Origin of the sequence: Rahnella sp. PCH160 (assembly GCF_047784855.1) — a bacterium.
In the GTDB taxonomy this organism is placed as follows: Bacteria; Pseudomonadota; Gammaproteobacteria; order Enterobacterales; family Enterobacteriaceae; genus Rahnella.
Genome location: NZ_JBLOGT010000001.1, coordinates 1,980,748 through 2,006,346, shown reverse-complemented (window position 1 = coordinate 2,006,346; position 25,599 = coordinate 1,980,748). Strand labels below are relative to the sequence as shown.

Annotated in this window: 28 protein-coding genes and 1 other RNA gene; 10 read left to right on the top strand and 19 right to left on the bottom strand. The window is 56.3% G+C overall.

Annotated elements, in window-relative coordinates:
• Positions 1-48 precede the first annotated feature (48 nt).
• On the bottom strand, positions 49-1,248 hold the full coding sequence (gene mtnK, locus ACM5QY_RS09395) for an S-methyl-5-thioribose kinase (RefSeq protein WP_416120387.1): 1,200 nt from the start codon (positions 1,246-1,248) through the stop codon (positions 49-51).
• A gap of 116 nt (positions 1,249-1,364) precedes the next feature.
• Between mtnK and mtnA the strand changes: the two genes are divergently transcribed.
• From mtnA to ACM5QY_RS09380, 3 genes are all read left to right on the top strand, one after another.
• Entirely contained in the window at positions 1,365-2,393 is a 1,029-nt protein-coding gene (gene mtnA, locus ACM5QY_RS09390; RefSeq protein WP_416120386.1) for an S-methyl-5-thioribose-1-phosphate isomerase, read from the top strand.
• Positions 2,394-2,457: 64 nt separating this feature from the next.
• Positions 2,458-2,691 (top strand): hypothetical protein, encoded by a 234-nt coding sequence (locus ACM5QY_RS09385; protein WP_416120385.1) that lies wholly within the window; start codon positions 2,458-2,460, stop codon positions 2,689-2,691.
• Between the two features lie 72 nt (positions 2,692-2,763).
• A non-coding RNA gene (locus ACM5QY_RS09380) (RtT sRNA) lies at positions 2,764-2,885 on the top strand.
• A 278-nt stretch (positions 2,886-3,163) separates the two neighbouring features.
• Here the strand turns inward: ACM5QY_RS09380 and ACM5QY_RS09375 are convergent.
• Genes ACM5QY_RS09375 through ACM5QY_RS09365 form a run of 3 tightly spaced genes read right to left on the bottom strand, consistent with a single transcriptional unit; the run spans position 3,164 to position 5,018 of the window.
• Complete coding sequence (locus ACM5QY_RS09375; protein WP_416120384.1) at positions 3,164-3,709, bottom strand: 1,2-dihydroxy-3-keto-5-methylthiopentene dioxygenase; 546 nt, start codon at positions 3,707-3,709, stop codon at positions 3,164-3,166.
• An 11-nt stretch (positions 3,710-3,720) separates the two neighbouring features.
• Entirely contained in the window at positions 3,721-4,407 is a 687-nt protein-coding gene (mtnC, locus tag ACM5QY_RS09370; protein WP_416120383.1) for an acireductone synthase, read from the bottom strand.
• Entirely contained in the window at positions 4,404-5,018 is a 615-nt protein-coding gene (locus ACM5QY_RS09365; protein WP_416120382.1) for a methylthioribulose 1-phosphate dehydratase, read from the bottom strand. The genes mtnC and ACM5QY_RS09365 overlap by 4 nt, the downstream gene beginning before the upstream one ends.
• Before the next feature lie 187 nt (positions 5,019-5,205).
• On the opposite strand from ACM5QY_RS09365, the gene ACM5QY_RS09360 reads away from it, so the two are divergent.
• Together ACM5QY_RS09360 and ACM5QY_RS09355 are read left to right on the top strand one after the other, a co-directional pair.
• Positions 5,206-6,366 carry a pyridoxal phosphate-dependent aminotransferase gene (locus ACM5QY_RS09360; RefSeq protein WP_416120381.1) on the top strand — a complete coding sequence of 387 codons (1,161 nt, stop codon included), beginning with the start codon at positions 5,206-5,208 and terminating at the stop codon, positions 6,364-6,366.
• Positions 6,354-7,127: an amidohydrolase gene (locus ACM5QY_RS09355; protein WP_416120380.1), complete on the top strand. Its 774-nt coding sequence runs from the start codon at positions 6,354-6,356 to the stop codon at positions 7,125-7,127. The genes ACM5QY_RS09360 and ACM5QY_RS09355 overlap by 13 nt, the downstream gene beginning before the upstream one ends.
• Positions 7,128-7,214: 87 nt before the next feature.
• On the opposite strand, the gene ACM5QY_RS09350 is transcribed toward ACM5QY_RS09355, so the two are convergent.
• Together ACM5QY_RS09350 and ACM5QY_RS09345 are read right to left on the bottom strand one after the other, a co-directional pair.
• On the bottom strand, positions 7,215-8,429 hold the full coding sequence (locus ACM5QY_RS09350) for a nucleoside deaminase (protein ID WP_416120379.1): 1,215 nt from the start codon (positions 8,427-8,429) through the stop codon (positions 7,215-7,217).
• Positions 8,430-8,787: 358 nt separating this feature from the next.
• The gene (locus ACM5QY_RS09345) at positions 8,788-9,294 is read right to left on the bottom strand and encodes a DUF1993 domain-containing protein (RefSeq protein WP_416120377.1); all 507 of its coding nucleotides are present in this window, start codon (positions 9,292-9,294) and stop codon (positions 8,788-8,790) included.
• Between the two features lie 212 nt (positions 9,295-9,506).
• Between ACM5QY_RS09345 and ACM5QY_RS09340 the strand changes: the two genes are divergently transcribed.
• Positions 9,507-10,775: a glutamine amidotransferase-related protein gene (locus ACM5QY_RS09340; RefSeq protein ID WP_416120375.1), complete on the top strand. Its 1,269-nt coding sequence runs from the start codon at positions 9,507-9,509 to the stop codon at positions 10,773-10,775.
• Between the two features lie 13 nt (positions 10,776-10,788).
• Here the strand turns inward: ACM5QY_RS09340 and uraH are convergent, their stop codons facing one another.
• From uraH to ACM5QY_RS09295, 9 genes are all read right to left on the bottom strand, one after another.
• Positions 10,789-11,139: a hydroxyisourate hydrolase gene (gene uraH, locus ACM5QY_RS09335; RefSeq protein WP_416120373.1), complete on the bottom strand. Its 351-nt coding sequence runs from the start codon at positions 11,137-11,139 to the stop codon at positions 10,789-10,791.
• The gene (gene uraD, locus ACM5QY_RS09330; RefSeq protein WP_416120371.1) at positions 11,136-11,633 is read right to left on the bottom strand and encodes a 2-oxo-4-hydroxy-4-carboxy-5-ureidoimidazoline decarboxylase; all 498 of its coding nucleotides are present in this window, start codon (positions 11,631-11,633) and stop codon (positions 11,136-11,138) included. The genes uraH and uraD overlap by 4 nt, the downstream gene beginning before the upstream one ends.
• Positions 11,630-12,904: an allantoate amidohydrolase gene (gene hpxK, locus ACM5QY_RS09325; RefSeq protein ID WP_416120369.1), complete on the bottom strand. Its 1,275-nt coding sequence runs from the start codon at positions 12,902-12,904 to the stop codon at positions 11,630-11,632. The genes uraD and hpxK overlap by 4 nt, the downstream gene beginning before the upstream one ends.
• Entirely contained in the window at positions 12,904-14,142 is a 1,239-nt protein-coding gene (locus ACM5QY_RS09320) for a pyridoxal-phosphate-dependent aminotransferase family protein (RefSeq protein ID WP_416120367.1), read from the bottom strand. The genes hpxK and ACM5QY_RS09320 overlap by 1 nt, the downstream gene beginning before the upstream one ends.
• An 18-nt stretch (positions 14,143-14,160) precedes the next feature.
• Positions 14,161-14,913 carry an amino acid ABC transporter ATP-binding protein gene (locus ACM5QY_RS09315; RefSeq protein ID WP_416120365.1) on the bottom strand — a complete coding sequence of 251 codons (753 nt, stop codon included), beginning with the start codon at positions 14,911-14,913 and terminating at the stop codon, positions 14,161-14,163.
• Positions 14,913-15,563 carry an amino acid ABC transporter permease gene (locus tag ACM5QY_RS09310; protein ID WP_416122856.1) on the bottom strand — a complete coding sequence of 217 codons (651 nt, stop codon included), beginning with the start codon at positions 15,561-15,563 and terminating at the stop codon, positions 14,913-14,915. The genes ACM5QY_RS09315 and ACM5QY_RS09310 overlap by 1 nt, the downstream gene beginning before the upstream one ends.
• Positions 15,564-15,565: 2 nt before the next feature.
• Complete coding sequence (locus tag ACM5QY_RS09305; protein WP_416120363.1) at positions 15,566-16,231, bottom strand: amino acid ABC transporter permease; 666 nt, start codon at positions 16,229-16,231, stop codon at positions 15,566-15,568.
• 24 nt (positions 16,232-16,255) lie between these two features.
• Complete coding sequence (locus ACM5QY_RS09300; protein WP_416120362.1) at positions 16,256-17,047, bottom strand: transporter substrate-binding domain-containing protein; 792 nt, start codon at positions 17,045-17,047, stop codon at positions 16,256-16,258.
• 257 nt (positions 17,048-17,304) lie between these two features.
• Positions 17,305-18,144 (bottom strand): MurR/RpiR family transcriptional regulator, encoded by an 840-nt coding sequence (locus tag ACM5QY_RS09295; protein ID WP_416120361.1) that lies wholly within the window; start codon positions 18,142-18,144, stop codon positions 17,305-17,307.
• A gap of 197 nt (positions 18,145-18,341) precedes the next feature.
• Between ACM5QY_RS09295 and ACM5QY_RS09290 the strand changes: the two genes are divergently transcribed.
• Genes ACM5QY_RS09290 through hpxZ form a run of 4 tightly spaced genes read left to right on the top strand, consistent with a single transcriptional unit; the run spans position 18,342 to position 21,967 of the window.
• On the top strand, positions 18,342-19,928 hold the full coding sequence (locus tag ACM5QY_RS09290; RefSeq protein WP_416120359.1) for a gamma-glutamyltransferase family protein: 1,587 nt from the start codon (positions 18,342-18,344) through the stop codon (positions 19,926-19,928).
• Positions 19,929-19,943: 15 nt separating this feature from the next.
• Entirely contained in the window at positions 19,944-20,138 is a 195-nt protein-coding gene (hpxX, locus tag ACM5QY_RS09285; protein ID WP_416120357.1) for an oxalurate catabolism protein HpxX, read from the top strand.
• Entirely contained in the window at positions 20,135-21,538 is a 1,404-nt protein-coding gene (locus ACM5QY_RS09280; RefSeq protein WP_416120355.1) for an AtzE family amidohydrolase, read from the top strand. Before hpxX ends, ACM5QY_RS09280 begins: the two co-directional genes overlap by 4 nt.
• A gap of 45 nt (positions 21,539-21,583) precedes the next feature.
• Positions 21,584-21,967 (top strand): oxalurate catabolism protein HpxZ, encoded by a 384-nt coding sequence (hpxZ, locus tag ACM5QY_RS09275; RefSeq protein ID WP_416120353.1) that lies wholly within the window; start codon positions 21,584-21,586, stop codon positions 21,965-21,967.
• Between the two features lie 395 nt (positions 21,968-22,362).
• Here the strand turns inward: hpxZ and ACM5QY_RS09270 are convergent, their stop codons facing one another.
• The 4 genes from ACM5QY_RS09270 to ACM5QY_RS09255 form a co-directional block, all read right to left on the bottom strand.
• Complete coding sequence (locus ACM5QY_RS09270) at positions 22,363-22,854, bottom strand: hypothetical protein (RefSeq protein WP_416120351.1); 492 nt, start codon at positions 22,852-22,854, stop codon at positions 22,363-22,365.
• Positions 22,855-23,158: 304 nt separating this feature from the next.
• Positions 23,159-24,103, bottom strand: coding sequence for an allantoinase PuuE (gene puuE, locus ACM5QY_RS09265; RefSeq protein ID WP_416120349.1), 945 nt, complete (start codon positions 24,101-24,103; stop codon positions 23,159-23,161).
• Complete coding sequence (locus tag ACM5QY_RS09260; RefSeq protein ID WP_416120347.1) at positions 24,096-24,854, bottom strand: aspartate/glutamate racemase family protein; 759 nt, start codon at positions 24,852-24,854, stop codon at positions 24,096-24,098. The genes puuE and ACM5QY_RS09260 overlap by 8 nt, the downstream gene beginning before the upstream one ends.
• A complete protein-coding gene (locus ACM5QY_RS09255; RefSeq protein WP_416120345.1) occupies positions 24,854-25,588 on the bottom strand; it encodes a GntR family transcriptional regulator in 735 nt (244 codons plus the stop codon). Before ACM5QY_RS09255 ends, ACM5QY_RS09260 begins: the two co-directional genes overlap by 1 nt.
• Between the last annotated feature and the right edge of the window lie 11 nt (positions 25,589-25,599).

Below are 25,599 nucleotides of genomic sequence, written 5' to 3'. Positions count from 1 at the left end.
GCAGACGCACCGGCTTTCACTTTTATCCACGCCTTTTATCCGCAAACCTCAGCTGAACTGGCGGATGCGCGCGATAAAGGATTCCACGTCACTGATTTGCCCGGCGGTCAGAATCAGCCATTTGCCCAGACTCAGCGCGTGGCGCTGGCAGTCGGCTCGCATTGCGGCGTCTTTGATAGAATCGAGATCGGCCACGTGCGCTAGCCCGATGGTGCGACGGATTAACTCCGCGCCGCAATACCCGACGGCATCGTGCCAGACTTCCTGCAAGAAAGCGTCGGCATAGCCCGGTTCGGCCAGCGTCGGATCCTGGGATTTTTCACGTGCCAGTTGCAGGAAACGTTCGGAAAAACTCAGCCACAGTTCGCGCACATCTTTCAGACGCTGTTCGCGACCGTCAGCCGCTTCACGCACGCCCACCAGCCCCGGCAAACCGCAATAATTCAGCAACAAATTACCGATAGCCGAGCCCGGATCAAAACCGACAGGACCGTAATAACCGAACTCGGCATCAATGGCTTTCAGCTTGCCTTCGGCGACAAAAATCGAGCCGCTGTGGATATCGCCGTGCAGCAACGCTTCTGCCTTGCTCAGGAAACGGTGCTTGAGCGCCGCCACCGCCAGACGCAGGGGTTTGTCTGCACGCAGCGCACCGACTTCCGGCTGTAAAACCGGATCAAAATTATTCCGTTCGTGATCGACATAAGGATCGGTAAAGAACAGATCTTCGGTGATCTGGCAAAGTTCAGGATTGGTAAACCGTGAAACTTCGGCTTTCTTGGTTTGCGCGTTCTGATAAAAATCGGAGGTATGGAATAACGTTTGCGCCAGATATTCACCCAGCTGGCTGGCGGCCTGCGGGAAGTATTTGCCCTGCACCAGCTCACTGCGCCAGATCTGATGATCTGACAAATCTTCCTGCACCATCACCGCCAGTTCCGCGTCGTGATACAACACTTTCACCGTATGCTGCGGGCAATACTGACCGTGAATGATCAGCGTTTCCGCTTCGATGCGCGCACGGTCGAGCGTCAGCGGCCAGGATTCCCCGACGCAACGCACGTAGGGCAAAGCCTGTTTCACGATCACCCGGCTTTTGCCCGTGGTATCACGAATTTTAAACACCAGATTCAGGTTTCCGTCACCGATTTCATCGGCGGTCACCAGAGACTGCGGATCTGCTACGCCACCGTATTTACGGGCATATTCAACAGCATCTTCGGCGGTAAATGTGTAGTAGCGCGACATCCTGACCTCTCGAATTCTTTTTTAGACGCTAAAGCGTTTGGACGTCTATACATCCGTAAAACATGTTGGCAGAATAAGTGAACAGATGCAACCGGGCAACAAGGATTTAACCAACAATGCAAAGCCTCACAACCACCAGTTTACGTATCCGCGAAAACCAACTGTGGATCCTCGATCAGCAGGCCCTGCCACAGCGTTCCGACTGGCGCGAATGCCGCGACGTCAGCGACCTGGTGGATCACATCCGTACCCTGCGTGTGCGCGGTGCGCCGCTGATTGGTTTATCCGCCAGCCTGCTACTGGCGTTGCTGGCTGAACTGGGCATGAAGCAGGATGAACTGGCGCATTCACTGGACGTCCTTCGCGCCTCGCGCCCGACGGCGGTGAACCTGATGAACAATCTCGAACGCATGAAAATCGCGTTACAGCAGCCCGATTTCGTCACCGCGCTGACGGCTGAAGCGCTGCGTCTGGTGGATGAAGACCGCGCGCTGTGCGAAAGCATTGCGACGCACGGTGCAACGCGGGTCACGCCGGGCAGCCGTTTGCTGACCCACTGCAACACCGGTGGTCTGGCGACAGCGGGCGTCGGCACGGCGATTGGCGTGATCCGCCGCGCGCATGAGCAGGGAAATGTCGAACAGGTTTGGGTCGATGAAACGCGCCCGTTATTGCAGGGCGGACGCCTCACCGCGTGGGAACTCGGCGAACTGGGCATTCCGTATCAGCTGATTTGTGATTCGATGGCTGCCAGCCTGATGGCACAAAACCGCGTCGACGCCATCTGGGTCGGTGCTGACCGCATCGCCGCCAACGGCGACGTCGCCAACAAAATCGGCACTTACAGTCTGGCGGTTCTGGCGAAATACCACGGCATCCCGTTCTACGTCGCCGCGCCGCATACCACGCACGATCCGCATTGTCCGAACGGCGCAGCCATCCCCATCGAGCAGCGTGATGCCCGCGAAGTCACCGGTGTTTCCGGCAGTTTTGGTTCCGTGCAGTGGGCTCCGGCGGATGCGCAGGTCTACAACCCGGCGTTTGATGTGACACCTGCGGAGCTCATCAGCGGATGGGTGCTGGATGTGGGGGTGGTGACGCCTGCGCAGGTGCGCGAAGGGATCTTCGCGGCTTCCTTAAAGTAGCGGCTGGCGGCTGGGCTGAGCCGCGGGCAGCGTTCAAAATTGACCGAGAATATTTCGGTTTTTCATGTGCGGTGATCGCTTAGCGGCTCGCGCCGAAACCGACCAAAAGAGGGAAGTGCTTTCCCTCTTTTGGATTTCTCCCCGCTTTTTCAACACGCGCTATCGCTCGCTGGCTATGTTTCAGCAACACCCGTTATTGCCGCAAACGCCGCCGCTGCGCGGTGCTCTCATTTCAGGCTCGAACCTGCTCGGAAAAAGACTCTCGCTGTTTCTCACCGTTCATTCGACGTCGTTTTGAAAGCGGCCTGGGGCTTATCTAAATTCAAAAGCAGAATGGTTTTGTCTTTTAAATAGGTGAGATGGCGCGCTCAGAAATTTTGCTGACCGAGGGTTCGAGACCGCAAGGCTCGAGCCGAGCGAAGCGAGACAGCGTCACGAAGTGACGACCCGAAGGGCGAGGCCATAGGCCGAGTAACCCCTCGAGGAAGGCACCGCGCAGCGGCAAGATTTCGCGCCACACGCCGAAGTTGCAGAACATGTCCATCGACCCAGCGGTAGCGCGCAGTTTAAGAGCCCGGGATTCTCAAGGGGCGCGGCGATAGGCGCTCCTTGAGGCCGGTTTGGGTGGCAACCCAAGGTCTTGACCTGAGCTAAGCGATCACCGCGCATGAAAAACCGAAATTTACGCTAAGCTGTCCCTTTGGGCCAGTTTGACCGGCAACCCAAGGTCCTGACCTTAAAAAGAAATTTTAAAAGCTTTTCTAAAAAGCTTATTCCCCCATCCTCGGGTACTTATCCGCGATACCATCGCCAGTGAAATGTGCCACCCATCCTTCCGGATTATCAAAAACGCGAATCGCCGTAAACGACGGTGAACCGCCCATATCAAACCAGTGGCGGGTATTTGCGGGGACGGAAATCAGATCGTTTTTCTCGCACAGGATCTGGAAAATCTTACCGTTCAGATGCAGGCAAAACAGCCCCGCGCCTTCGACGAAGAAACGCACTTCGTCTTCGCCATGGGTATGCTCGGAGAGGAATTTGGTGCGCAGCACTTCGCGCTGTTCGTTGTCCGGGCGCATACTGATCACATCCCAGCTCTGATAGCCCTTCTCTTCCACCAGTTTGTCGATTTCATGCTGATAGGCGGCGATGACGTCCTGCGGCTGCGGGTTCTGGCCTAAATCACGGTCGGCCTGCCAGCGTTCGAAACGCACGTCAATCTTGCTCAGTTCGGCAGCGATGGCCTCACCGTCACGGCTTTCCCAGACTGGCGCGGAAGGATCCTGGTCACTAAAAATCGTTAATGCACTCATGGTCAACCCTCTTATAAGAATGTTTCTAAGGCTATCTGATCAAAACGATTAACTTGCAGGTGATCGCTGAGTTCGTCAGCGTCGTCACGGATCAGCTGACAGGTATGCCAGCCCGCTAAGCGCGCGGCATCCAGCTCCTGACGGATGTCCGATAAAAACAGTAAATCAGCGGGCGGTAGAATCAGCTGTTCGGCGATGTTCTGGTAGGATTCCGTTTCGCGCTTGGCACCGACGCGGGTGTCGAAATATCCGCTGAACAGCGGCGTAAGGTCGCCCGCATCGCTGTAACCAAACAGCAGTTTTTGCGCGTCTACGGAACCGGAAGAATAAACACAGAGCCGCAAACCGCCGGCTTTCCAGGCTTCTAACTGCGGCGCAACATCCGCGTACAAATGCCCGCGAAAATCACCGTTCTCATAACCGGTGCGCCAGATAATGCCCTGCAGCACTTTCAGCGGCGTCGATTTGACGTCGTTGTCCATGTAGGTAAAAAGCTGCTCAATCAGGGCTTCGACGCTGGCCTGTGGCCGGTCGATTTCGGCGCGTAATGCGTTCAGCGCAGCCGCCACTTCCGGTGCTTCGTGATGATGACGCAGAAATTCGGCGAGGCGCTGACGGGCATAAGGGAATAACACCTGATGCACAAAACGGATATCCGTAGTGGTGCCTTCAATATCAGTGACGATGGCGCGGATCATTTGGCCTCCAGCAGGCGGCGTTGCAGTTCACACTGGAACAGAAATTCCAGCCCTTCCAGATGGCGGCGCGCTTGTGCCACATCCTGTCCCCAGCAGGTCAGCCCGTGACCGCGCAACAGAAAACCATACCGCAACGGCGCGTGTTCTGTGCTGGCAATAATCTTCTGCACCAGCGCAGAGATATCCTGGCTGTTGTCGAAAATCGGGATCACCACCTGATCAAGGTGCGTTGTCTGGCCGCTCAGCGATTTCTGCATTTCGTAGCCTTCCAGCACCAGCGTACTGCTGCGTTCCACGCGGGACAACACGGTCGAATTCACCGAATGTGTATGCAGCACCGCACCTGTTTCAGGATAGCGGGAATAGAGCATCGTGTGCAGGCCGGTTTCCGCCGACGGGCGACGTCCGCTTGGCGCGAGGCCGCTCTCCAGTTCAACCAGCAGAAAATCGTCTGCGGTCAGCGAGCCTTTGTCCTTCCCCGATTCGGTGATCAGGCAATGTTTGTCGCCCTCGCGGACCGACATATTCCCGCCTGTCGCCGGGCTCCAGCCCTTCTGACCAATCCAGTGACAGGCCGCCAGCAGCGCGCCCAGTTGCAAATTCTCTGTCATCGTAATCCTGAAAAATCGTGCGTTGAGGGCCTGAGTTCGGAGTGAAAATCGCGATATATAAATAATTGATATGGCCTAGATTGAATTAGCATTTAGCCATCTAAGCATCTCGATTGCCAAATATTAACATCGTGTTATATTGTGAGCAACATCGCTATCTGCACCGGTCCAGGAGTATTGACCCGCCATGAGCACAGCCGCACTGATCCCGGAAAGTAAGCTTCCTTCCCTCGGCACCACCATTTTCACTCAGATGAGTGCCCTGGCGCAGAAGCACAACGCCATTAACCTGTCTCAGGGTTTCCCTGACTTCGACGGCCCCGAATATCTGCGCAACCGTCTGGCGTACCACGTCAGTCAGGGCGCAAATCAGTACGCACCGATGACCGGCACCGCGCCATTACGTGAAGCGATTGCCGCGAAAACGGAACAGATTTACGGTTACGCGCCGGACGCCAATACCGACATCACGATCACCGCCGGTGCCACCGAATCCTTATACATCGCCATCACTGCGCTGGTGTCAAAAGGTGACGAAGTGATTGCCTTTGACCCGAGCTACGATTGTTACGCGCCAGCAGTTGAACTGGCGGGCGGCGTGATGAAGCGTATTCAGCTCCAGCCGCCGGAATTCAAAGTGAACTGGGCGGAATTTGCCGACCAGATTACCGACCGCACCAAACTGGTGATCATCAACACGCCGCACAACCCGTCGGCCACGGTCTGGAGCCACCGCGACGTTGAGCAACTCTGGCAGGCCATCGCGGATAAGCACATTTTTGTGCTCAGTGATGAAGTGTACGAGCACATTTGCTTTGCGCCGGAAGGCCACGCCAGCGTGCTGCGCCACCCGGAACTGCGTCAGCGCGCCATCGCGGTCTCTTCTTTCGGCAAGACCTATCACATGACCGGATGGCGTGTGGGTTATTGCATCGCACCCGCGATTATCAGCGCCGAACTGCGCAAAGTTCACCAGTATCTGACGTTTTCGATCACCACGCCGGTTCAGCTGGCGCTGGCGGATATGCTGCGGGAAGTGCCGGAGCACTGGCAGGAATTACCGGCGTTTTATCAGGCCAAGCGTGATCGTCTGGCGCAAGGTCTGGCGAACAGCCGCCTGAAAGTGTTGCCAGGCCAGGGCACGTATTTCCTGCTGGTGGATTACAGCGAAGTCTCGGATCTGGACGATGTTGCATTCTGTCACTGGCTGACTGAACATGTGGGCGTCGCGGCCATTCCGATGTCGGTATTTTGCGTCGCGCCCTTCCCACATAAACTGATCCGGCTGTGCTTTGCCAAACAGGAAACCACGCTGGACGCTGCTGCGGAGCGCCTGTGTCAACTTTAAAACTGTCCGTATTGCAACAGCCGCTGGTGTGGCTGGACGGCGAGGCCAACCTCGCGCATTTCGACGGCCTGCTGGGTTCACTGACCGGCCGCGACCTGATTATCCTGCCGGAAATGTTCACCACCGGTTTCGCCATGCAGGCACCGGGCAGCGCGCTGCCGGAATCCCGCGTAGTGGAATGGCTGCATCAGTGGGCGAAAAAACTCGGTGCAATGATAGGCGGCAGCGTGGCGCTCAGCACCCCCGATGGCGCGGTGAACCGTTTCCTGCTGGTTGAGCCGCAGGGCAACGTGCATTCTTACGACAAACGCCATTTGTTCCGCATGGCGGGCGAACACAATTATTACGTGCCGGGCAAACGCCGCGAAATCGTTGAATGGCGCGGCTGGCGTATTCTGCCGCAAGTCTGTTACGACCTGCGTTTCCCGGTCTATTCGCGCAATCAGCAGGATTACGATCTGGCGCTGTACGTTGCCAACTGGCCTGCCCGACGCAGCCATCACTGGCAAACGTTACTGACCGCGCGTGCGATTGAAAATCAGGCCTACGTTGCCGGGTGTAACCGCGTCGGGGATGACGATAACGGCCATCACTACAGCGGCGACAGCCTGATTATTAATCCGCTGGGCGAAGAGCTGGCGCGCGCCGGGGCGGGTTCAGCAACGATCATAGACGCCGAACTGTCTCTGGAAGCGTTGCAGGATTACCGCGAAACCTTCCCGGCATGGCGCGATTCCGATACGTTCCTGCTGCACGATTAAATTCACGACGGCCATAAACGTCAGAAAGCCCACCCGCTGTATTGGCAGCCGGTGGGCTTTTGTTTATGGGTGATTACTCAGAAGAAATTACGGTTTCGGTAAACGGGCAATCAGCGCGTTGATCAGGTTGATATTCGTCACCTGCTGCGGATTCACCTGAATTTCCGAGCTGTATAACGGTGGCAATTTCTGGCAATACGCGGCCAGTTCGGCCTCCGAAATCGTTGGTACACCGTACTGGAACGAATCCGGATTTTCCGGCGGTAGCGCCCCTTCCATGGTGGAACCGTAAGCGCCGAGTTCAATCAGGCTGTGTGATGATTCATCCGGGCCATGCGCAAAGACAAACGTGCCGTATTTAGGGTGGGCGAGATAAGGCAACACTTCATCGTCACTCAGGCTGCTTCGCAGGTTATAACGCAGCTGCGCATAATTACGGGTTACCATCAAAAACGCGGTCTGAATCAGCGAGGCTTTTTCGTTACCCGACAGGCACATCAGCAGGTTGCCGTAATAATCGAGAAATGCCACGGCATTCCCTTTGCCGCCCTGAGCAATATCCTGATTTGCGGCTGCAATCAGATACGGTGCCAGCCCTTCATCCGGCTGCCCGCGGGACGGTGCGGTGTAACTCAGTGCATCCGGATAAAGGGCTTTTAACGCGACCACAACCGGGTTATCGGCGGGTAAATCCTGGATGTTTTTCAGCTGATCCGGCGTGAGATCCGTATTGATGCTGGCCTTGACCTGCGTCAGCGTGGCATCGAAAGCCGTTTCGCACAGCGCCACCGTCTGAACATCCATGACATCATTCGTGAAGAAATCCGGCACCGGTGCGGAAGTCGCAGCGCGTGAGAAACAGTTATTGCCGTTAACCGCCGGATAGCTGAAGGTATTTTTTGCCACCTTCGCCAGTTCAGGCGAAAGCGTCGGGAAATCCGCCAGGGTATCCCAGTTAATGCCGGAATACGTATCGAAAGCCGCAGAAATAACCTTAAACCCGCCGGTAATAATAGAGCCGGTACACATGCAGCAAGGATCCAGCGACGTCACGATAGTAATATCAGACGGTGGCGGCATATCAACGCCGGCTTCAATCTGCGCGTAATACCAGTCAATTAACTGACGTTCACCGTGAGCCGTCGGGTCGCTGGTCATATTATTTTTAACCACGTTGTTATTAATCGCATTCAGCACATTACCGCTGGCATCCAGCATAACGCCGCCGACGCTGAACGTATTCTGACAATAGGCCACCAGCGCCTGTTCTGCCGCGGCAGTGGCCGCCGCTTCGACCGTCACATACGTTTCGCCTGCTTTAACCGCTGTTGTTTTTAATGAATTACAGTTGCAATGACACATATTAATTCCTTCCGTTAGATTAAGTGTATTGATTAAGATTCAGTAATTCGCGAAGCGTAGTTTTTATAAACACACCGGAATTAAAGAGACTGCATCGTGACAAATAAATCTGTATTAAAGAAATGGAAGGTGTTGTGCCAGCAATGGCACCGGGTTTATTTTATAAATCTAAATTAATTTAGAGAGAAATTCATTTAGTTATAATTTTGATGAATATTTATTTTAAATACCCGGCCTAATTAATATATTTCAGGACGGATATTTAATTAGCGATTCAGGTAATTAAATAAAACCGGACTCAAATTTGCCCGATAAAATCGAACTTGCCGATATTCACGCCCAGATGGCGCAAGATGTTGTAGGCGGTAGTGACGTGGAAGTAGAAGTTCGGTACCGCAAACGTGGTGACGTAGCTGTGGGCGGTAAATTTCAGTTCGTGATTTTTGCCTTTCACCACGATCTCACGGGATTCATCGCCTTCCAGCTGTTCCGGTTTTACGCTTTCGATAAAGCGCAGGGTTTTCGCAATACGTTCCTGCAAGTCAGCGAATGTTACTTCATTGTCTTCCATCGCAGGAGCGGCAACACCGGCCAGACGGGCGATTGCGCCTTTCGACATATCGCTGGTGATTTGCACCTGGCGCGCCAGCGGATACATGTCCGCCGCCAGACGGGTATTCAGCACTTCTTCTTCAGATTTTCCGTTTTCCTGCGCCCACGCCGCGCCTTTTTCCAGCAGCGCAGAAAGATTCTTCAAACCACGCACAAACTGTGCCGCCGTACTGCCATACAGAGATGCTGACATGATGCTTCCTTAATGAATGGGGGTTAGAACAACCGGCGCTACATTAGCGCGTTATGGTCTAAACAGCGCGACGTTTTGTAGTAGTCCGTGGCGGCTAAAACTCGCCTTTGCGACGGACCGCGCCCTTTTTGTCAAAGCATGTAAACGCCACTCCGGGTGGATCGCTTCTTGCATTCAATACCCCCGCAAAAACATCTGACAGAGGATACCTGATGACCATCACCTTTATTGCACACTCCACGCCCGAACCTGCGTTGTACGGCGCGATGGCAGCGATACTTGCTGAATTGCGCGCTTTGCCGCTGTGTCACTTTCCCGTCAGTCATGATGCAAAACATTATCCGAATGCCCGCCAGCACGTCACGGCGCAGGGCCATGCGCTGACCAGCGGACTGGTCTGGCTGGAACGCCTGACCGGGCGCGGTGCGGGCGAAGAGTCCGGGCTGGAATCACTGATTTATCGGGCACTTAAGGAAGATATCGTGGTGCCGCTGCGCGAACCGTTATCCCCGGTACTGGCCGCTAAAATTGCCGGACACGGCATCGGCGTTGAGTCATTAAGCGTGGTCCGCAATCAGGATAAATTTCAGCTCGAAGACGGCGATACCGGCAAAATCCGCAGCAACGGCTGGGGACGCGATGCGTTTGGCCGCTGGGCGCTCGGCTCGGTTTCACAGCCGGTAATGCGCGCCGGAAAGACCCTGCGCGTGGCCATGGTCGGCGACTTTTGTGAGCAGCGCGACAGCTATCCGGCGATGCTCGCTGCACTGGGAGATGCCGCCGATGCACTGGCAATGAACATTGACGTTGTCTGGGTGACGCCTTCGCTGACCGGCAGTCAGCTCGATTCCACGTTATATGACGTTGACGGCATTATTTTGCCGGGCACCACGCTGACGTCCGGCGATCACCCCGTCAGTACTCTGGCGAGCGTCGTCTGGGCGCTGGAAAACCAGACGCCGCTGCTGGGAATTAATCAGGGTATGCACCAGATGGCGATGGCGCTCGGGCAGCGCGTACTCGGGCAGGAACGCGTGGTGATGCACGGGCCGTCGAGCCTCAACAGACTGCAAACCAGTTTGCCGCTCAGCCGTCATGAGCAGCAAAGGCTGGGCAACCATCCGGTGCTGTGCCGCAGTGGCACGTTGCTGGCGAACAAGATGGGCGAAGAATTTACGCTGCGTTATAACCAGCGCCGCTGTCTGAATCCGCATCTGCTGGCAGAGCTGGAAAGTGCCGGGCTGAAAATATCAGGCACGGATGAAAGCGGAGAACGGGCGCAGGTTATCGAACTCAACAATCACCCGTTCTTTATCGGCGTTCAGGGACAACCGGAGCTGATGTCGCGCCGCGAGCGGCCAAACCCGCTGCTGATGGCATTTCTGCAACAAGTCCGCCTGAGCAACCGCGACCGCGAGGTCAGCCATTCTGCGCTGACCAAAAGCGTGCGGCTGCGTCATCCACATTTATCCATGGGATGAATGACGTTGAAAATCAGCTGCCTCTGTATGTCGAATAAGAATACGGGCTGATCAACAAAGGCAGATGATAGTGATCCTGCTCGCCGGAAATCACGACATCGATAATCGCCGAGTGATAGAGGGTTGCGCGGTTTGTCGCGGCAAAATACGCGCCGATATCGGCACATAGCCGGTAATGGCCGGAGGGCACCGGCTCCGGCGTGAGTTTTGCCGCGCGGCCATCGGCATCGGTTTGGGTTTCGGCAATCAGCGTGATTTTCTGCCCGTCGAGTTTTTCGAGCCAGACGCGCACGTCAGCCGCAGGCTGGCCGAGCGACGTATCCAGAATATGCGTGGTGACTTTCGTTTTAGAAACAGATGTCATGATTGCAAACTCTCCTTAAAGCGCAACAGTGTGATTTCCTGGAGCTGCTGCGCGGTTTCCTGATATTCGGCTTCCGGCGTATTCTGCAAACGCCGTTGCAGGTTTTCGAGAATTTCTTCTGAACGGCGGCCTTTGGCACGGATCAGAAAAACCCGCCCGAAGCGTTGTTCGTAGCGCTGATTCCCGTCATGCAGCGCTTCAATAATCGCCTGCTGGCTGATATTGAGCGTCGCCTGTTCGCCCCGTGAAAGCTGCGCTTCTTTGCCGCTGCCGTTTGCCCGTTCGCCGATACGCGGATGCGCCGACAGCGCCTGCCAGACGTCTTCCGGCTGCCAGCTTTCGCAGGCGGCTTCCGCGCTTTGCAGCGCCTGTTCCAGCGAGAAATACGGGCGGCCGTCACTGACTTTTTTAGCCCAGCCGGGAATATTCACCAGCGGGCGGAGCAGCGCGACGGCGTCGAACGCAGACAGCGCATTAAATTCCTCCAGTGTCACAGATGACCTCCGTCGAAACTCAGTACCGTATTGATATACGCCTGCACCGCATACGCCACATCGCCGGCAGTAACGGATTCATCGGGATGATGACTGATACCGTCCTTGCAGCGCACAAACAGCATACCGACCGGCCAGCATTCGGCCATCGCAATCGCGTCGTGCCCGGCGCCGCTGGGCAACGACATCGCCTGCCCCTGCAAATGCAAAACGCTCTGACTCAGGCGATGCTGCAAACTTTCGTCGCACTCCGTCGCGCTGATGCCGTAAAACTGCTCGGCGGCAAACGTCAGGCCGCGACGTGCGGCGATTTCATGGCCTTGCGCCAGCAAGACTTTCAGCAGCGAGCTTACATCGTCATCGTGCGGCCCGCGCACGTCGAGGGACAGTTTCACCTGCCCCGGAATGACATTTACCGCGCCCGGCAAACATTCCAGCGTGCCGACGGTGGCCACCAGATTGCGTCCGGTGGTGGTAGTGAGGGTTTCAATCGCCAGCGTCCATTCGGCGGCAGCGGTCAGGGCGTCCTGACGTTGCCCCATCGGCACGGTTCCGGCGTGACCGGCATGACCGGTAAATTCGCAGTTCAGGCGGCGCGCGCCGTTGATCGCGGTGACAACGCCGAGCGGAACATGAGCCGTTTGCAGACACGGCCCCTGCTCGATGTGCAATTCCAGATACGCGCAAAAATCGCTGACCGCACGCTGCGACGCGCCGATCGCCAGCGGGCTGAGCCCGACATTTTCCATCGCCTGCGCGACAGTTATTCCCTGCGCGTCCTGACGGTCCAGCCAGTCAGCAGGCCAGGTGCCGGTCAGGCCACGGCTGCCCAGTAAGGTGATGCCAAAACGTGTGCCTTCCTCATCGCAGAACCCGACAATCTCCACGGCCATCGGCAGGCGGATCCCGTTCTGATGCAGATGCGAAACCACTTCCAGCGCCGTCAGCACGCCCAGCGGGCCGTCGTAGCGTCCCGCATTGCGCACGCTGTCGAGATGCGAACCGAGCAACAGCGCAGGCGCGGAAGGATCTTGCCCTTCGTAACGCCCGCAGATATTGCCGACGCTGTCCTGCCAGACGCGCATTCCGGCTTCCGCCATCCATTCACCCACCTGACGGTTGGCCTGTAAATGTTCAGTGGAAAGATACACGCGGGTCAGCTGACCCGGCGTTTCGCTGATGCCCGCCAGTGTGTCACAGCGCGCCATTACCCGTCCGGCTGCACGCGCAGCGCTTTGTGAAACCGCAGCCAGCGTAAAGGCTTCTGCCATTACTGACCTCCTGCGTAATGATCCCAGGCGGCCTGCGCGCCCGCGCCGTATTTCGACGCAAAACCCAGACGGTTCAGCACCGCCTCCAGCGCCACCAGCGTCTGCAATACGCAGTCTTTACGCGCGTTGTAGCCCATCGTGCCAATACGCCAGATTTTCCCGGCCAGCGGGCCAAACGAGGTGCCGATTTCAATGCTGAAATCATTGAGCATGATCTGACGCACCTGCTCACCGTGGATCCCCTGTGGGATCACCACGCCAAGCACGTTATTCATGCGGTGATCCAGATCGCCAAAGACGTCCAGCCCCATGCCCTGGATCCCCGCCAGCAGCGCGCCACCGTGCAATTTATGGCGGGCGATGCTGTTATCGAGCCCTTCTTCGAGGATAACGCGCGCACATTCGCGCGCGGCGAACAGCATGCTGGTGGCTTCCGTGTGGTGATTCAGACGTTCCGGGCCCCAGTAATCCATGATCATGCCCAGATCGAAATAGTTGGAATAGATCATCTCTTCGTCGCCGTCAGCGTGATCGGCGGTGCGGATCCCTTGCTCGACACATTTACGGCGGCGAATTTGTTCTTCAAAACGCGGGCTGATGGTGACCGGCGAACTGCCGGAGGGGCCACCGAGGCATTTTTGCAAACCGGTTGAAACCGCGTCCAGACCCCAGGCATCGGTTTCCATCGGGTTACCGCCCAGCGACGCCGTGGTATCGCAATAGAACAGCACACCGTGACGGCGGCAGATTTCACCCAGGGGCTCCAGCGGCTGCAACATGGTGGTGGACGTATCGCCCTGCACGGTCAGTAACCAGCGCGGTTTCACCGATTTAATGGCGTCTTCGATTTGCTGCGGGTCAAACACTTCTCCCCACGGCACTTCAAGGGTATGTACTTCGGCGCGGCAACGGCGGGCGATTTCACACAGTAAATGCCCGAAACGGCCAAACACCGGCACCAGCACTTTGTCACCCGGACGGATACCGGAAAGCAGCACGGCTTCGATACCGGCGCGCGAGGTGCCGTCGATCAGGAACGTCCACTGGTTTTCGGTTTTGTACAGCGCACGGTAAAGCGCCATCACTTCGTTCATGTAGCCGGTCATCACCGGGTCATATTGCCCGACCAGCTGACTCGCCATCGCCCGCAGCACGCGCGGATCGGCGTTGATTGGCCCCGGCCCCATCAGCAGACGGCTTGGCGGGTTGATTTGTCCGAGTGTTTGGATGCCTGACATAGTGAATCCTTGAAAATGTTAACTTGCGGTGGCTTCGTTTAAGCCACGAACGGATGCGATAAATTGTTTCAGTTCAGGAGTTTGCGGATTGGCAAACAGCGCGCGGCTTTCGCCCTGTTCCCACACGGTGCCCTGATGCATAAACACTACGCGGTCGCCCACTTCGCGGGCAAAATTCATTTCGTGCGTCACCAGCACCAGCGTCATACCTTCTTTCGCCAGTTGCTCCAGTACTTTCAGGACTTCACCGACCAGTTCGGGATCCAGCGCGGAAGTGATTTCGTCGCACAGCAACACTTTCGGGTTCATCGCCAGCGCACGGGCAATCGCCACACGTTGCTGCTGGCCGCCGGAAAGGTTCGACGGGTAATAATCCATGCGATCCGCCAGCCCGACTTTCGCCAGCATCTGCGCGGCCAGTTCACGGCACTCCGCCGCGGATTTTTTCAGCACGCGACGCGGCGCTAACATGACGTTTTCCAGCGCGGTCATGTGCGGAAAAAGATTGAAACTCTGGAAGACCATCCCCACTGAGCGGCTGATATCACGCGCCTGAGAATCGCGGTCGGTGATGGTCATGCCACCAAGCTTGATGCTGCCATCCTGATAGCCTTCCAGCCCGTTCATGCAGCGCAAAAGCGTACTTTTGCCGGAACCGCTGCGGCCAATGATGGAGATCACTTCGCCGCTGTCGATGTCCAGATCCACGCCTTTCAGCACATGGTTCTGGCCGTAAAATTTCTGAACCTGATTGATGGTGATCAGTGGCATTACTGTTTCTCTCCACGCAACGATTTTTCTAAATGCTGACTGTAACGCGACAGCGGATAGCACATCAGGAAGTAGCCCAGCGCCACTAATCCGAACACTTTGAACGGCTCAAACGTGACGTTGTTGAGCATCGTCCCGGCTTTGGTCAGTTCGACAAAACCGATAATGGACGCCAGCGCCGTACCTTTGACCACCTGAACGGAAAAGCCCACGGTCGGCGCAATCGCAATCCGCAACGCCTGCGGGGTGATTACGCGCCATAACGTCTGGCCAAAATTCAGGCCGAGGCAGCGCGAGGCTTCCCACTGGCCTTTTGGCAGCGCCGCAATACTGCCGCTCCAGATATCCACCAGATACGCGCTGGTGTAGAGCGTCAGCGCCAGAGCCGCCGCGGTCCACGGGCTGACGTTAATGCCAAACAGACCAAGGCCGAAGAACGCCAGAAACAGCTGCATCAGCAGTGGCGTCCCCTGGAATAATTCTGAATACAGGCGCACAAAGCGCGCCGGCCAGCGACGTTTAGTCAGACGCATCAGCAACAGCGGCAGCGTCACCAGCGTACCGCCGATAAACGCCGTCAGCGAAAGCAGCACCGTCCAGCGCGCCGCCAGCAGCAAGTTGCGCACAATGTCCCAGTCCGTGAAGGTCATCATCAGCTTGCACTCCCAAAGAAGCGGCGTCCGGCCAGCAGCAGTAACTGACGCATCACGACGGACAGCAATAAATAGAACAGCGTAGTGACCAGATAGACTTCAAAACTGAGGAACGTGCGCGACTGAATCAGGTTGGCGGCGAACGTCAGTTCTTCATAGGACACCTGCGAGACCACGGAAGACCCGAGCATCACGATAATGCACTGGCTGACCAGCGACGGATAAATGCGTTTCAGCGACGGCGGCAGCACAACGCGCAGAAAGGTCTGGCTGCGGCTCAGCCCCAGCACACGCCCCGCTTCCCACTGGCCTTTCGGCGTCACCTGAATCCCCGCGCGGATAATTTCGGTGCTGTACGCGCCGAGGTTAATCAGCATCGCCAGCAGCGCTGCTTCTCCGGCAGTCATTTTCAGACCGATCGCCGGCAGGCCAAACACGATGAAAAACAACTGCACGACAAACGGCGTATTGCGGATGGCTTCGACATACACGCCCCAGACCGTCCGCAGGGTTTTGTGATTACCGCAGCGAATGGCCGCGCCGCAAATACCGATCGCGACGCCGCCAATCGTTGCCATCACCGTCAGCTCAATGGTGGTCCATAAGCCGGCCAGCAGTTCCGGCATATAAGGCCACAGCGCGCTAAAGTTAAGCTGATAGGTCATGAAAGTTCTCCGTCAGTCAGCTGATTACGCGCCAACAGATGCAGGCAGCGGCGCCTTCATCCATTTTTCAGACAGCGAATTCAGCGTCTTATCCTTGATACCTTCGGCAATCAGTTCATTCACTTTGTCTTTCAGCGCCGGTTCGTCCTTACGCAGGCCGACGTAGCACGGCGAATCTTTCAGCATCACTTTGGAAACCGGTGCTTTCTCCGGGTTCATGCGGGCAATCGCAGCGACCACCAGATTCCCGGTCGCAATGTATTCCACCTGACCGGAGAGGTACGCCGACAGCGTGGTGTTGTTGTCTTCATAACGCTGAATTTTGGCGTCTTTTGGCGCCACATCGGTCAGCGCCAGATCTTCTACCGCGCCACGGGTCACGCCGATGGTTTTGCCGGACAGTTCTTTCAGATCCGCCAGTTTGTCGCCCTTCGCGCCAAACACACCGAGGAAGAACGGCGCGTAAGCGTGACTGAAATCAATGACCTTTTCGCGCTCAGCGTTTTTACCGAGGCTGGAAATCACCAGATCCACTTTGTCCGTTTGCAGGTAAGGCACGCGGTTGGCGCTGGTCACCGGCACCAGTTGCAACTTAAGTTTCATCTTATCGGCCAGATAATGCGCCATATCGATGTCATAACCTTCCGGCTGCAAATCCTTGCTCACCGAACCAAATGGCGGGAAATCCTGAGGAACCGCCACGCGCAGCACGCCGCGTTTCTGAATATCCTGCAACTGATCGGCCATTGCGCCGGATGCCTGAAGCACCAGCATTGCAGCACCTGCCCACGCCAACAGCCGTTTGTTCATGTTCATAGATTATCTCCGGTGAAATGTTTTTGGAACGATAGATTCTTATAATGTGAACTTTGCAACGAATGTGCCAAAACCGTTCGCGCGAAGTAAATGTGCGCAAAGTCACGGTATGACAAGGAATTACGCAGACAGACAGAAAAATCAGGAGACATTTTTCGCCCTGAAGCAGGGCAAAATAACGAAGCTGGCAAAAGTTTATTGCACCTTACAGGTGCGCAGGCACCAAAAAAGCGCCTGTTTTGTTCGTAAAACGGGAATCAGCGTTGTTCGAGTTCGTCGAGTTCGTTGTACAAATCGCTTATCTGATGAATTCTCTGACGGCCCGACGCCAGCAGATCGTGCAGCAACGCATTGCTCAGCAAATTCGCCAGACTCATCGCAGAAGAATAGCTGTCAAACGCTGACACGCTGTCGAGCGGTGCCGCCAGATGCCACGCTGCCAGCGGGATCAGCGTTTGCGCCTGCGGTTCGCAAATCAGAAGCACCGGCACGCCAAGTGTCTGTAATTGCGTAAGAATAGCTTTCGCCATACGCGGCCTGCGGCGGAACGCCACAAAAATCACCACATCCTGAGTGGTCAGGTCGACCAGCTCTTCCGCCAGCGTCTGCCCCGGCTGCGGCATCATCATCACGCCGGAACGCACCTGAATCAGTTGCTGACGCAGGTGCAGGGCTACCGGATAACTGTTGCGAAAGCCCAGCAGACGAACCTGCCGCGCCTGGCTGAGTGCCACGATCAGCTCGCTAAACGCTGCGCCGTCGATGTGGTTAATCCACTGCGTCAGATTGGCCATTTCCTGCTTATAGTGCCGCGATAACAAGGTGTTACCTTGCACCGCATCGCGGCTGTCGGTCAGCGGCATTCCGCTCTGACGCAGCGTGCGCATTTCGTCGCGCATATCGCGGTAACTCGGGTAACCCAGACGCTTAAACAGACGGCTCACCGTGGCTTTCGACACGCCGCTAAGCCGCGCCAGCTCGGCGCTGTTGTAACTCATCAGGTCATCGATGCTGGCGAAAATGAAATCCGCCACCCGCTGTTCCTGCGGCGTCAGTTCGGCGTAATGATCACGCAGACGCTCATCAATCTGTTTCATGTCCGACCCTTGTAACGTAAGTTTCAGTGAATCAGCGGAACATACCATGCACTATGCTTGCCAATGCAAGCGAATTTATCCGCGGATGCGGTGAGATCCTGCCGATGTGGAACACGTTTTGCTTAACTTAATGACATCGCGCCCCTGTCCCTGCAGGCCGGGCAGTATAAAAAACAGAGTTGTCAAAAGGACATCGCATGATTAACAGTAACAGCGCGCCGCTCGGTATGGCGGTTACCCCTCATCATCTGGCCAGCCAGAGTGCGCTTGCCGTTTTGCGCGAAGGCGGTAACGCCATCGAAGCGATGGTGGCCGCCGCTGCAACGATTGCCGTGGTTTATCCACACATGAACGGGCTGGGCGGAGACGGCTTCTGGCTGATTGTGCCGCCGCAGGGCAATCCGGTCGCCATCGACGCCAGCGGAGCCGCCGGTTCTCTGGCCTCCCTGGATTTCTACGCCGGTGAAAGTCACATTCCGCACCGTGGCCCGAAAGCCGCGCTGACCGTCGCGGGAACGGTGGGCGGCTGGCACGAAGCACTGAAAGTTTCGGCTGAATTTGGCGGCGAGCAAAAACCCCTTTCCCGACTGCTGCGCGATGCCATCCGTTACGCCGCAGACGGCATTCCCGTAACGGCCTCGCAGGAAGCCGCGACCCGCGCCAAGCAGCACGAACTGAAAGACATCCGTTCCTTTACAGACGTCTTTTTACCGAACGGCGATGTCCCGCGCGCCGGAAATCGTTTCACCCAGCCGCAGCTGGCGAACACGTTATCGATTCTTTGCGAAGACGGGCTGAACAGTTTTTACCGTGGCAAGCTGGCCGATAATATGGCGGCGGACATGGAAAAACTCGGTATGCCGCTGACGCGCGCCGACCTTGCCGCTTATCAGCCCCAGCGCCGCGTGCCATTACGGCTCAAACACAGCAAAGGCGAAATCTATAACCTGACGCCGCCGACACAGGGGCTGGTTTCACTGGCGATCCTCGGCCTGACCGACCGTTTGCCGCTGGAAACCATGGATGAAAGCGCCACCATTCACAGCGTGGTTGAAGCCACCAAACTGGCCTTCGGCCTGCGCGATCGTTTCATCACCGATCCGCGGATGATGACGCAGGACGCTCAGAGCCTGCTGGATCCGCAGTATCTCGATGCCCTCGCGACCCGCATCAAACCTCACAGCGCAGCCGAATGGGGCAAAGGCAAAGGCCCCGGCGATACCGTCTGGATGGGCGTGATGGACAGCAGCGGGCTGGCGGTATCGTTCATTCAGAGCATCTATCACGAGTTCGGCAGTGGCGTGGTGCTGCCGGGCAGCGGCGTTTTATGGCAAAACCGGGGCGCGTCTTTCAGCCTCGACGCCGATCATCTGCTGGCTCTCGCGCCGGGCAAACAACCTTTCCACACACTGAACCCGGCGGCGGCACGCTTATACGATGGTCGCACGATGGTTTACGGCTCAATGGGCGGCGACGGTCAGCCGCAAACGCAGGCGGCGGTATTTATCCGCCACGTCGTGCAGGGACAGTCGCTTCAACAGGCGATCAGCGGCCCGCGCTGGCTGCTGGGCAGAACCTGGGGCGAGAGCTCTGATTCCCTGAAACTGGAAGGCCGCTTCGGATATCAGACGCTGGCCGGGCTGCGTCAGCGCGGTCATGACGTCGAACTGTTACCCGATTTCAGCGAAGCCGTCGGTCATGCGGGCGCCATTGTGCGCCACACCAACGGCATGTTTGAAGGCGCTTCCGACCCGCGCAGCAACGGCAGCGCGGCCGGTTTTTAAACTGAGGAACTGAACATGAAAAAACCCCCTGCGGTCACCGACTGGGCCGTTTACATCAGCCAGATGGAAGCCGTTCTGGCACTGGAACTCAACGATGAACGCCGTCAGGAATTGCTGGTGCAGTTCGGCCGCATTGCGCAGATGGCGCAACCGCTGATGGATTTACCGCTCGACCCTCGCCTGGAAATCGCCGGAGTGTACAGAGCATGAAATCGTTTGATAGCTTCACGATTACGCGGCTACATCAGGCGATTACGCAGGGCGAAATTTCTGCCACGGAAATCGCAACCTCCACGCTGGATGCGGTTGAACAGGCGAATCCGGTCATCAACGCCTATACGCACATCACCCGCGAACGCATGTTAAGCGAAGCGGCGAAAGTCGATAATACCCGCGCCAGCGGCGTGAAATTGCCGCCGCTGGCCGGGATCCCTTATGCGGTGAAAAACCTGCTGGACGTCGCCGGTGAAGTCACGCTGGCCGGTGCCAGCCTGAACAGCAGTAACGCCGCTGCGCGTCAGGATGCCTGGGCCGTTTCACGTCTCGCCGCACAGGGCGCGACACTTTCCGGCATGCTGAATATGGATGCCTACGCCTACGGTTTTACCACTGAAAACAGTCATTACGGCGCAACCCGCAACCCGCGCGACCTGTCGCGGGTTGCCGGTGGCTCGTCCGGCGGATCGGCGGCGGCCGTGGCCGCCGGTCTGGTGCATTTCACATTGGGCAGCGACACTAACGGTTCGATCCGTGTTCCGGCTTCTTTGAGCGGCATTCTCGGCCTGAAACCGACCTTCGGGCGCATTTCCCGTCGCGGCAGCCAGCAGTTTGTCGCCAGTCTGGATCACCTCGGCCCGATGGCGCGGTGCAGCGAAGATCTCTCGCAGGTTTATGACGCAATTCAGGGCACGGATCCGCTGGATCATTTTCAGGCCGACAAACCCGCTACCGAAACCTTTTCCCGGCTAAATCGCGGTCAGGAAGGTCTTCGTACTGCGATCCTGGGCGGCTATTTCTCAACCTGGAGCGATGACAACGCCAAAGCGGCGGTTTTGCAGATTGCCCGTGCGCTTGAGGCTCAGGAAGAAATTGAGATGCCTCAGGCTGAGCTGGCGCGCTCCGCCGCGTTTATCATCAGCGCTTGCGAAGGGGGAAATCAGTACCTGCCAAAACTGCGCAGCATCCCCGAACAGTTCGAACCGCTTTCACGCGAGCGTTTGCTGGCCGGTGCCATGATCCCGGCAGCGTGGTATGTGCAGGCGCAGCGTTTTCGTCACCAATTTCAGCAACAAATCTTGCCCTTATTCGAACATTGGGACATCTTGATTGCGCCTGCCACGCCGTGCCCGGCCACGGTCATCGGCCAGGAGACCATTCATATCAATGGTCAGAACCTGCCAACGCGCGCCAATATGGGCATGCTGACGCAGCCGATTTCGTTCCTTGGCCTGCCGGTTGTGACAGTTCCGGTGACCACCGCAAGCGGTCTGCCCATCGGGCTGCAACTGATTGCGCCGCCATGGCGGGAAGACCTCTGCCTTCGCGCTGCCTGGGCGCTGGAGCAGCAGGGCATTGTGAATGTCAGCAGTTCTCCGGTGGTGCCGGTTTGATTATTCCGGCCACCGTTTTCCAGGGTGAAGTTAAGAGAGTAAAACATGAAAACTGAACATATCGACCGCCCGGCGATCCTCGCCGAAATGAATGCGGCATTTTATCGCTACGAACAGGCGCTGATTACCAACGATACGGCAGTACTCAACGAACTGTTCTGGCATGACCCGCGCACTGTCCGTTTCGGTGCGGGTGAAAATCTTTATGGCATCGACGCCATCCGCGCTTTCCGCGCTGCGCGCCCTTCTCAGGGGCTGGATCGCGAACTGGTTAACACGACGATCACCACCTTCGGGGATGATATGGCGGTGGCGAGCACTGAGTTCCGCCGCGACGGAACTGACCGGATGGGTCGCCAGCAGCAGACGTGGGTGAAGATGGCGAGCGGGTGGAAGATTGTGGCAGCGCATGTGAGTTTGATGATTTGACCGAATCATGGGCGGTTCAGCTTTGGAAAGCTGAGGAAACGGTTCTTTAAGAATTGAAAGGTGAACATTTCGGTTTCTCACGGGCGGTGATCACTCAGTGACTCGCGCCGAAACCGACAAAAGAGGGCTAAGACGAGCCCTCTTTTGAATCTCCGCGTCTTTTTTACTCCGCGCTGTCGCCGGGTCGACGGACATGTTCTGTCACCACGGTGGGAGGCGCAAATCTTGCCGCTGCGCGGTGCCTTCGTTTCGGGATTCCAGCCCCAGGTCTGGAACCTCTCACTCAGCAAGATTTTGAGCGCGCCTGGGTGGGATCTTAAACATCGTAAGGTTTGAAATGGTCATGATGTGCGGGTCATTCTATCAATCTTTCACTCACCTTCTTTAATTCGCATTCAGGGTAATTTCATGGATATTTCAGCGAACAGTTTTAGAAGTGTAAAAATAAGACCGGTCATTCCTGCCAGCATAAAAGTACAGAACGGAACACCCACTTTCCAAAGCAGCGTCGATTTTAGTTCTTTTATTTCGCTTGAGAATTTATCCCCCATTTTATCGATTTTGAGATTGAGTTCATCGCGGGTGCTGTAGATCATTCGCATAAGATCATTGTGTACATTTTTAATATCATTCGAGAGTTCGTAGCGACAATCGCTGATCTCTCCTTTCATTTCTGCCCGTAAGTTTTCAATGTCTGCGCGGGTTGCGTAGTTGGATTTGATGACAGCCACATCGATTGCCATTTTCGTCACTTCGCTTTCCAGGTTCCCTACCCGCTTTTCCAGATTTCCTGTCATAGCGCCACCTCCGCTATTATTAGCGCTTCGCTTAATCATTCTGTGTTCCCGAAAGGGGAAGGCATCAAATGAACTGAGTGTTGACGTCATAAATCTTCCTTAATAAAAAAACATCCATTCTTCAACGCTGCCAATATAACTGACCCGCGATATAAAAATCATTACCGGGGCAGGTAACGATATTACGTTACGTCAATCTGGAAACTGTTAACTCAGGGGAAATATAAACAATAAAAATAAAGAAATCTCACTAATCTACGTTTTGCATTCGTTACATTTATTTCCTGCGCGATGTCTTCCAGTTAATGCGAACAATAAAGGTAAAGGCCAATAAAGGCGCAGTCAAAAAGCCTGCTGAACGGAGTGCGTGGGCGGTGAGCCCACGCTTTTGACCTTATTCTTTCGCCGGATGCATCAGCGCCCAATGATCCGCAATCTCCTGCCGTTTACACACCCACACCCTGTCATGAGACTCGATATAATCGAGAAATCGCTGCAATGCCCGAAAGCGTCCGGGACGCCCCAATATCCGACAATGCATCCCGATCGACATCATTTTCGGGGAGGTTTCGCCCTCTTCATACAATACGTCGAACGTGTCTTTCAGGTAGGTGTAAAACTGTTCACCGGTGTTAAAACCCTGCGGCGAGGCAAACCGCATGTCGTTGGTTTCCAACGTATACGGGATCACCAGATGCTGTTTAATTTCGCCGTTTTCCAACCTGACCGGTGTCCAGAAAGGTAAGTCATCGCCGTAATAATCGCTGTCGTACTGGAAACCACCGGATTCGGCGACCAGCTGGCGGGTGTTCGGGCTGTCGCGTCCGGTGTACCAGCCAAGTGGCGCTTTACCGAACAGGTCGCGCAGCACGGTGATGGCTTTTGCCATGTGCTCCGCCTCTTCGGCTTTGCTCATGTTCTGATAGTGGATCCAGCGCCAGCCGTGGCTGACAACGTCGTAATCCGCTGCTTTGATGGCGCTGACGATTTCCGGGTTACGCGCCAGCGCCATCGCGACACCGAAAACGGTGAGCGGCAGGCCGCGCTTCTGGAACTCATTGTGGATCCGCCAGAAACCGGCGCGTGAGCCGTATTCATAGAGCGAATCCATTGACATATGACGGTCAGGGAAACTGGCTGCGCCGATAATATCCGACAAAAATTGCTCCGAACCGGCGTCGCCGTGCAGGACGTTATTCTCCGCGCCCTCTTCAAAGTTGAGGACGAACTGCACCGCGATCCGGGCGTTGCCCGGCCAGTTTGCATGTGGCGGGCGTCCTGCGTAGCCAATCAGGTCGCGCGGGTAATTTTCAGTAAAACCGTTATCGAATTCAGACATGGTTATCTCTCAGATTCAGCCCGGCAAAGCGGCCAGACAAAGGTTTTTCCAGCGGATAATCCAAATCACCGTGTTTACTGGTGGTCAGGCGAAGTGCGGCCAGTGACTCGATCATTTTGACCGCGGCGCTGACGCCGTCGATCACCGGAATATTCAGCTCCAGCGTCAGCTCATGCGCCAGGTCAGCCATGCCGCCGCAGCCCAGTACAATCGCCCCGCTGCCATCGGATTTTTTCGCGGCGATACATTGTTCACGCACTTTCTGCTGCGCCAGCCCGCTGCCGTCTTCAAGCGCAAGTACCGGAAGATCAATCGCGTGCAGCGCCGCGCAATGACGCTCGAAACCGTACTGATGAAGTAAATGGCGGGCGATGGTGAGGGTTCTTGGCAAAGTAGTGACGATGGAGAAACGCGTCGCCAGCATCGTGGCCAGATGCATGGCCGCTTCCGCAATGCCGATGACCGGGGCACGCGCCAGCTCACGCGCAGCCAGCAAACCCGGATCGCCAAAACAGGCAATGATATGGCCGTCGACGCCGGCTTCACGCCCGGCTTTCACCTGCTGTAAAACGCCCAGCGTGGCAATCGCCTCGTCAAAATGCCCTTCAATGGAAGGCGCACCTTCCTGCGGACAAACCGCCACGATTTGCGTATCCACGGCGGCGACAGAGCGTGCGGTTTGCGCCATCACTTCCGTCATCGCCAGGCTGGTGTTTGGGTTGATCAGTTGTATACAAAGCGGTTTTACCATCACTCTGGCTCCTTTCCGGCGACCAGAAGATGAGATGAAAAGATATTCGCAAAATCAGGCACCTGTCCTTTATTTTGCTCAAAACGCAGGCTGGACACGATGCTGTCGAAGTGATGCGACATGCTTTCCGTCAGGCCCGCAACATCCCGCTTTTTCATCAGTTCAAGCAGATCGTCATGATCATTGCAACGGCAGCCCTGCTGCCACGGCGCGCCCCAGGCAGCAATCGCCAGAGAAGAACGCAGCGTGAGCTGAGAGACCGATTCGGTCAGCACTTTGTTACCGGAAATCGCCTGAAGCTGAACGTGAAATGCAGCAGAAAGGCGGATAGCCGCCGGACCGTTACGTTCTTCATGAGCGCGCTTTTCTTCCTGCAGGATTTTTTTCAGCGCCACCAGGTGTGTGGACTGACAATGCGCGATCACCAGCGGCAGGTTGGCGCATTCAAGAATTTTTCGGGTGGCGAAAACGTCGCGGGATTCTTCTGCGTCCGGCGTGGTGACGTGCGCACCACGTTTGGGCAATAACGTGACCAGTTGCACTGCAGCAAGGCGCTGCAACACGCGCCGGATGCCCGTCCGGCTGACAGAAAATGCGTCAGCCAGCGCTTCTTCCGGCAATTTACTGCCCGGTAAAAGCTGGTGTTCCACAATAGATTTCACCAGCGCGTTGTAAATATGGTCGTCCTTATCCTCGGTAAAATAGGCCGTATTCAGCCCGCTCCAACTGGTCATTGCCGTTACTC

Bases quoted from the DNA above. Each gene is read 5' to 3' on its own strand.
- ACM5QY_RS09360 (WP_416120381.1), top strand. From the start codon at position 5,206: ATGAGCACAGCCGCACTGATCCCGGAAAGTAAGCTTCCTTCCCTCGGC.
- hpxZ (WP_416120353.1), top strand. From the start codon at position 21,584: ATGAAAACTGAACATATCGACCGCCCGGCGATCCTCGCCGAAATGAAT.
- ACM5QY_RS09305 (WP_416120363.1), bottom strand. From the start codon at position 16,231: ATGACCTATCAGCTTAACTTTAGCGCGCTGTGGCCTTATATGCCGGAA.
- ACM5QY_RS09385 (WP_416120385.1), top strand. From the start codon at position 2,458: ATGTGCGGTGATCGCTTAGCGGCTCGCGCCGAAACCGACCAAAAGAGG.
- ACM5QY_RS09295 (WP_416120361.1), bottom strand. From the start codon at position 18,144: ATGAAACAGATTGATGAGCGTCTGCGTGATCATTACGCCGAACTGACG.
- mtnA (WP_416120386.1), top strand. From the start codon at position 1,365: ATGCAAAGCCTCACAACCACCAGTTTACGTATCCGCGAAAACCAACTG.
- ACM5QY_RS09365 (WP_416120382.1), bottom strand. From the start codon at position 5,018: ATGACAGAGAATTTGCAACTGGGCGCGCTGCTGGCGGCCTGTCACTGG.
- ACM5QY_RS09375 (WP_416120384.1), bottom strand. From the start codon at position 3,709: ATGAGTGCATTAACGATTTTTAGTGACCAGGATCCTTCCGCGCCAGTC.
- puuE (WP_416120349.1), bottom strand. From the start codon at position 24,103: ATGTCTGAATTCGATAACGGTTTTACTGAAAATTACCCGCGCGACCTG.
- ACM5QY_RS09320 (WP_416120367.1), bottom strand. From the start codon at position 14,142: ATGTCAGGCATCCAAACACTCGGACAAATCAACCCGCCAAGCCGTCTG.
- ACM5QY_RS09310 (WP_416122856.1), bottom strand. From the start codon at position 15,563: ATGACCTTCACGGACTGGGACATTGTGCGCAACTTGCTGCTGGCGGCG.
- ACM5QY_RS09315 (WP_416120365.1), bottom strand. From the start codon at position 14,913: ATGCCACTGATCACCATCAATCAGGTTCAGAAATTTTACGGCCAGAAC.
- ACM5QY_RS09345 (WP_416120377.1), bottom strand. From the start codon at position 9,294: ATGTCAGCATCTCTGTATGGCAGTACGGCGGCACAGTTTGTGCGTGGT.
- ACM5QY_RS09280 (WP_416120355.1), top strand. From the start codon at position 20,135: ATGAAATCGTTTGATAGCTTCACGATTACGCGGCTACATCAGGCGATT.
- mtnK (WP_416120387.1), bottom strand. From the start codon at position 1,248: ATGTCGCGCTACTACACATTTACCGCCGAAGATGCTGTTGAATATGCC.
- ACM5QY_RS09270 (WP_416120351.1), bottom strand. From the start codon at position 22,854: ATGACGTCAACACTCAGTTCATTTGATGCCTTCCCCTTTCGGGAACAC.
- ACM5QY_RS09255 (WP_416120345.1), bottom strand. From the start codon at position 25,588: ATGACCAGTTGGAGCGGGCTGAATACGGCCTATTTTACCGAGGATAAG.
- ACM5QY_RS09340 (WP_416120375.1), top strand. From the start codon at position 9,507: ATGACCATCACCTTTATTGCACACTCCACGCCCGAACCTGCGTTGTAC.
- ACM5QY_RS09300 (WP_416120362.1), bottom strand. From the start codon at position 17,047: ATGAACATGAACAAACGGCTGTTGGCGTGGGCAGGTGCTGCAATGCTG.
- hpxX (WP_416120357.1), top strand. From the start codon at position 19,944: ATGAAAAAACCCCCTGCGGTCACCGACTGGGCCGTTTACATCAGCCAG.
- ACM5QY_RS09260 (WP_416120347.1), bottom strand. From the start codon at position 24,854: ATGGTAAAACCGCTTTGTATACAACTGATCAACCCAAACACCAGCCTG.
- mtnC (WP_416120383.1), bottom strand. From the start codon at position 4,407: ATGATCCGCGCCATCGTCACTGATATTGAAGGCACCACTACGGATATC.
- hpxK (WP_416120369.1), bottom strand. From the start codon at position 12,904: ATGGCAGAAGCCTTTACGCTGGCTGCGGTTTCACAAAGCGCTGCGCGT.
- ACM5QY_RS09290 (WP_416120359.1), top strand. From the start codon at position 18,342: ATGATTAACAGTAACAGCGCGCCGCTCGGTATGGCGGTTACCCCTCAT.
- uraH (WP_416120373.1), bottom strand. From the start codon at position 11,139: ATGACATCTGTTTCTAAAACGAAAGTCACCACGCATATTCTGGATACG.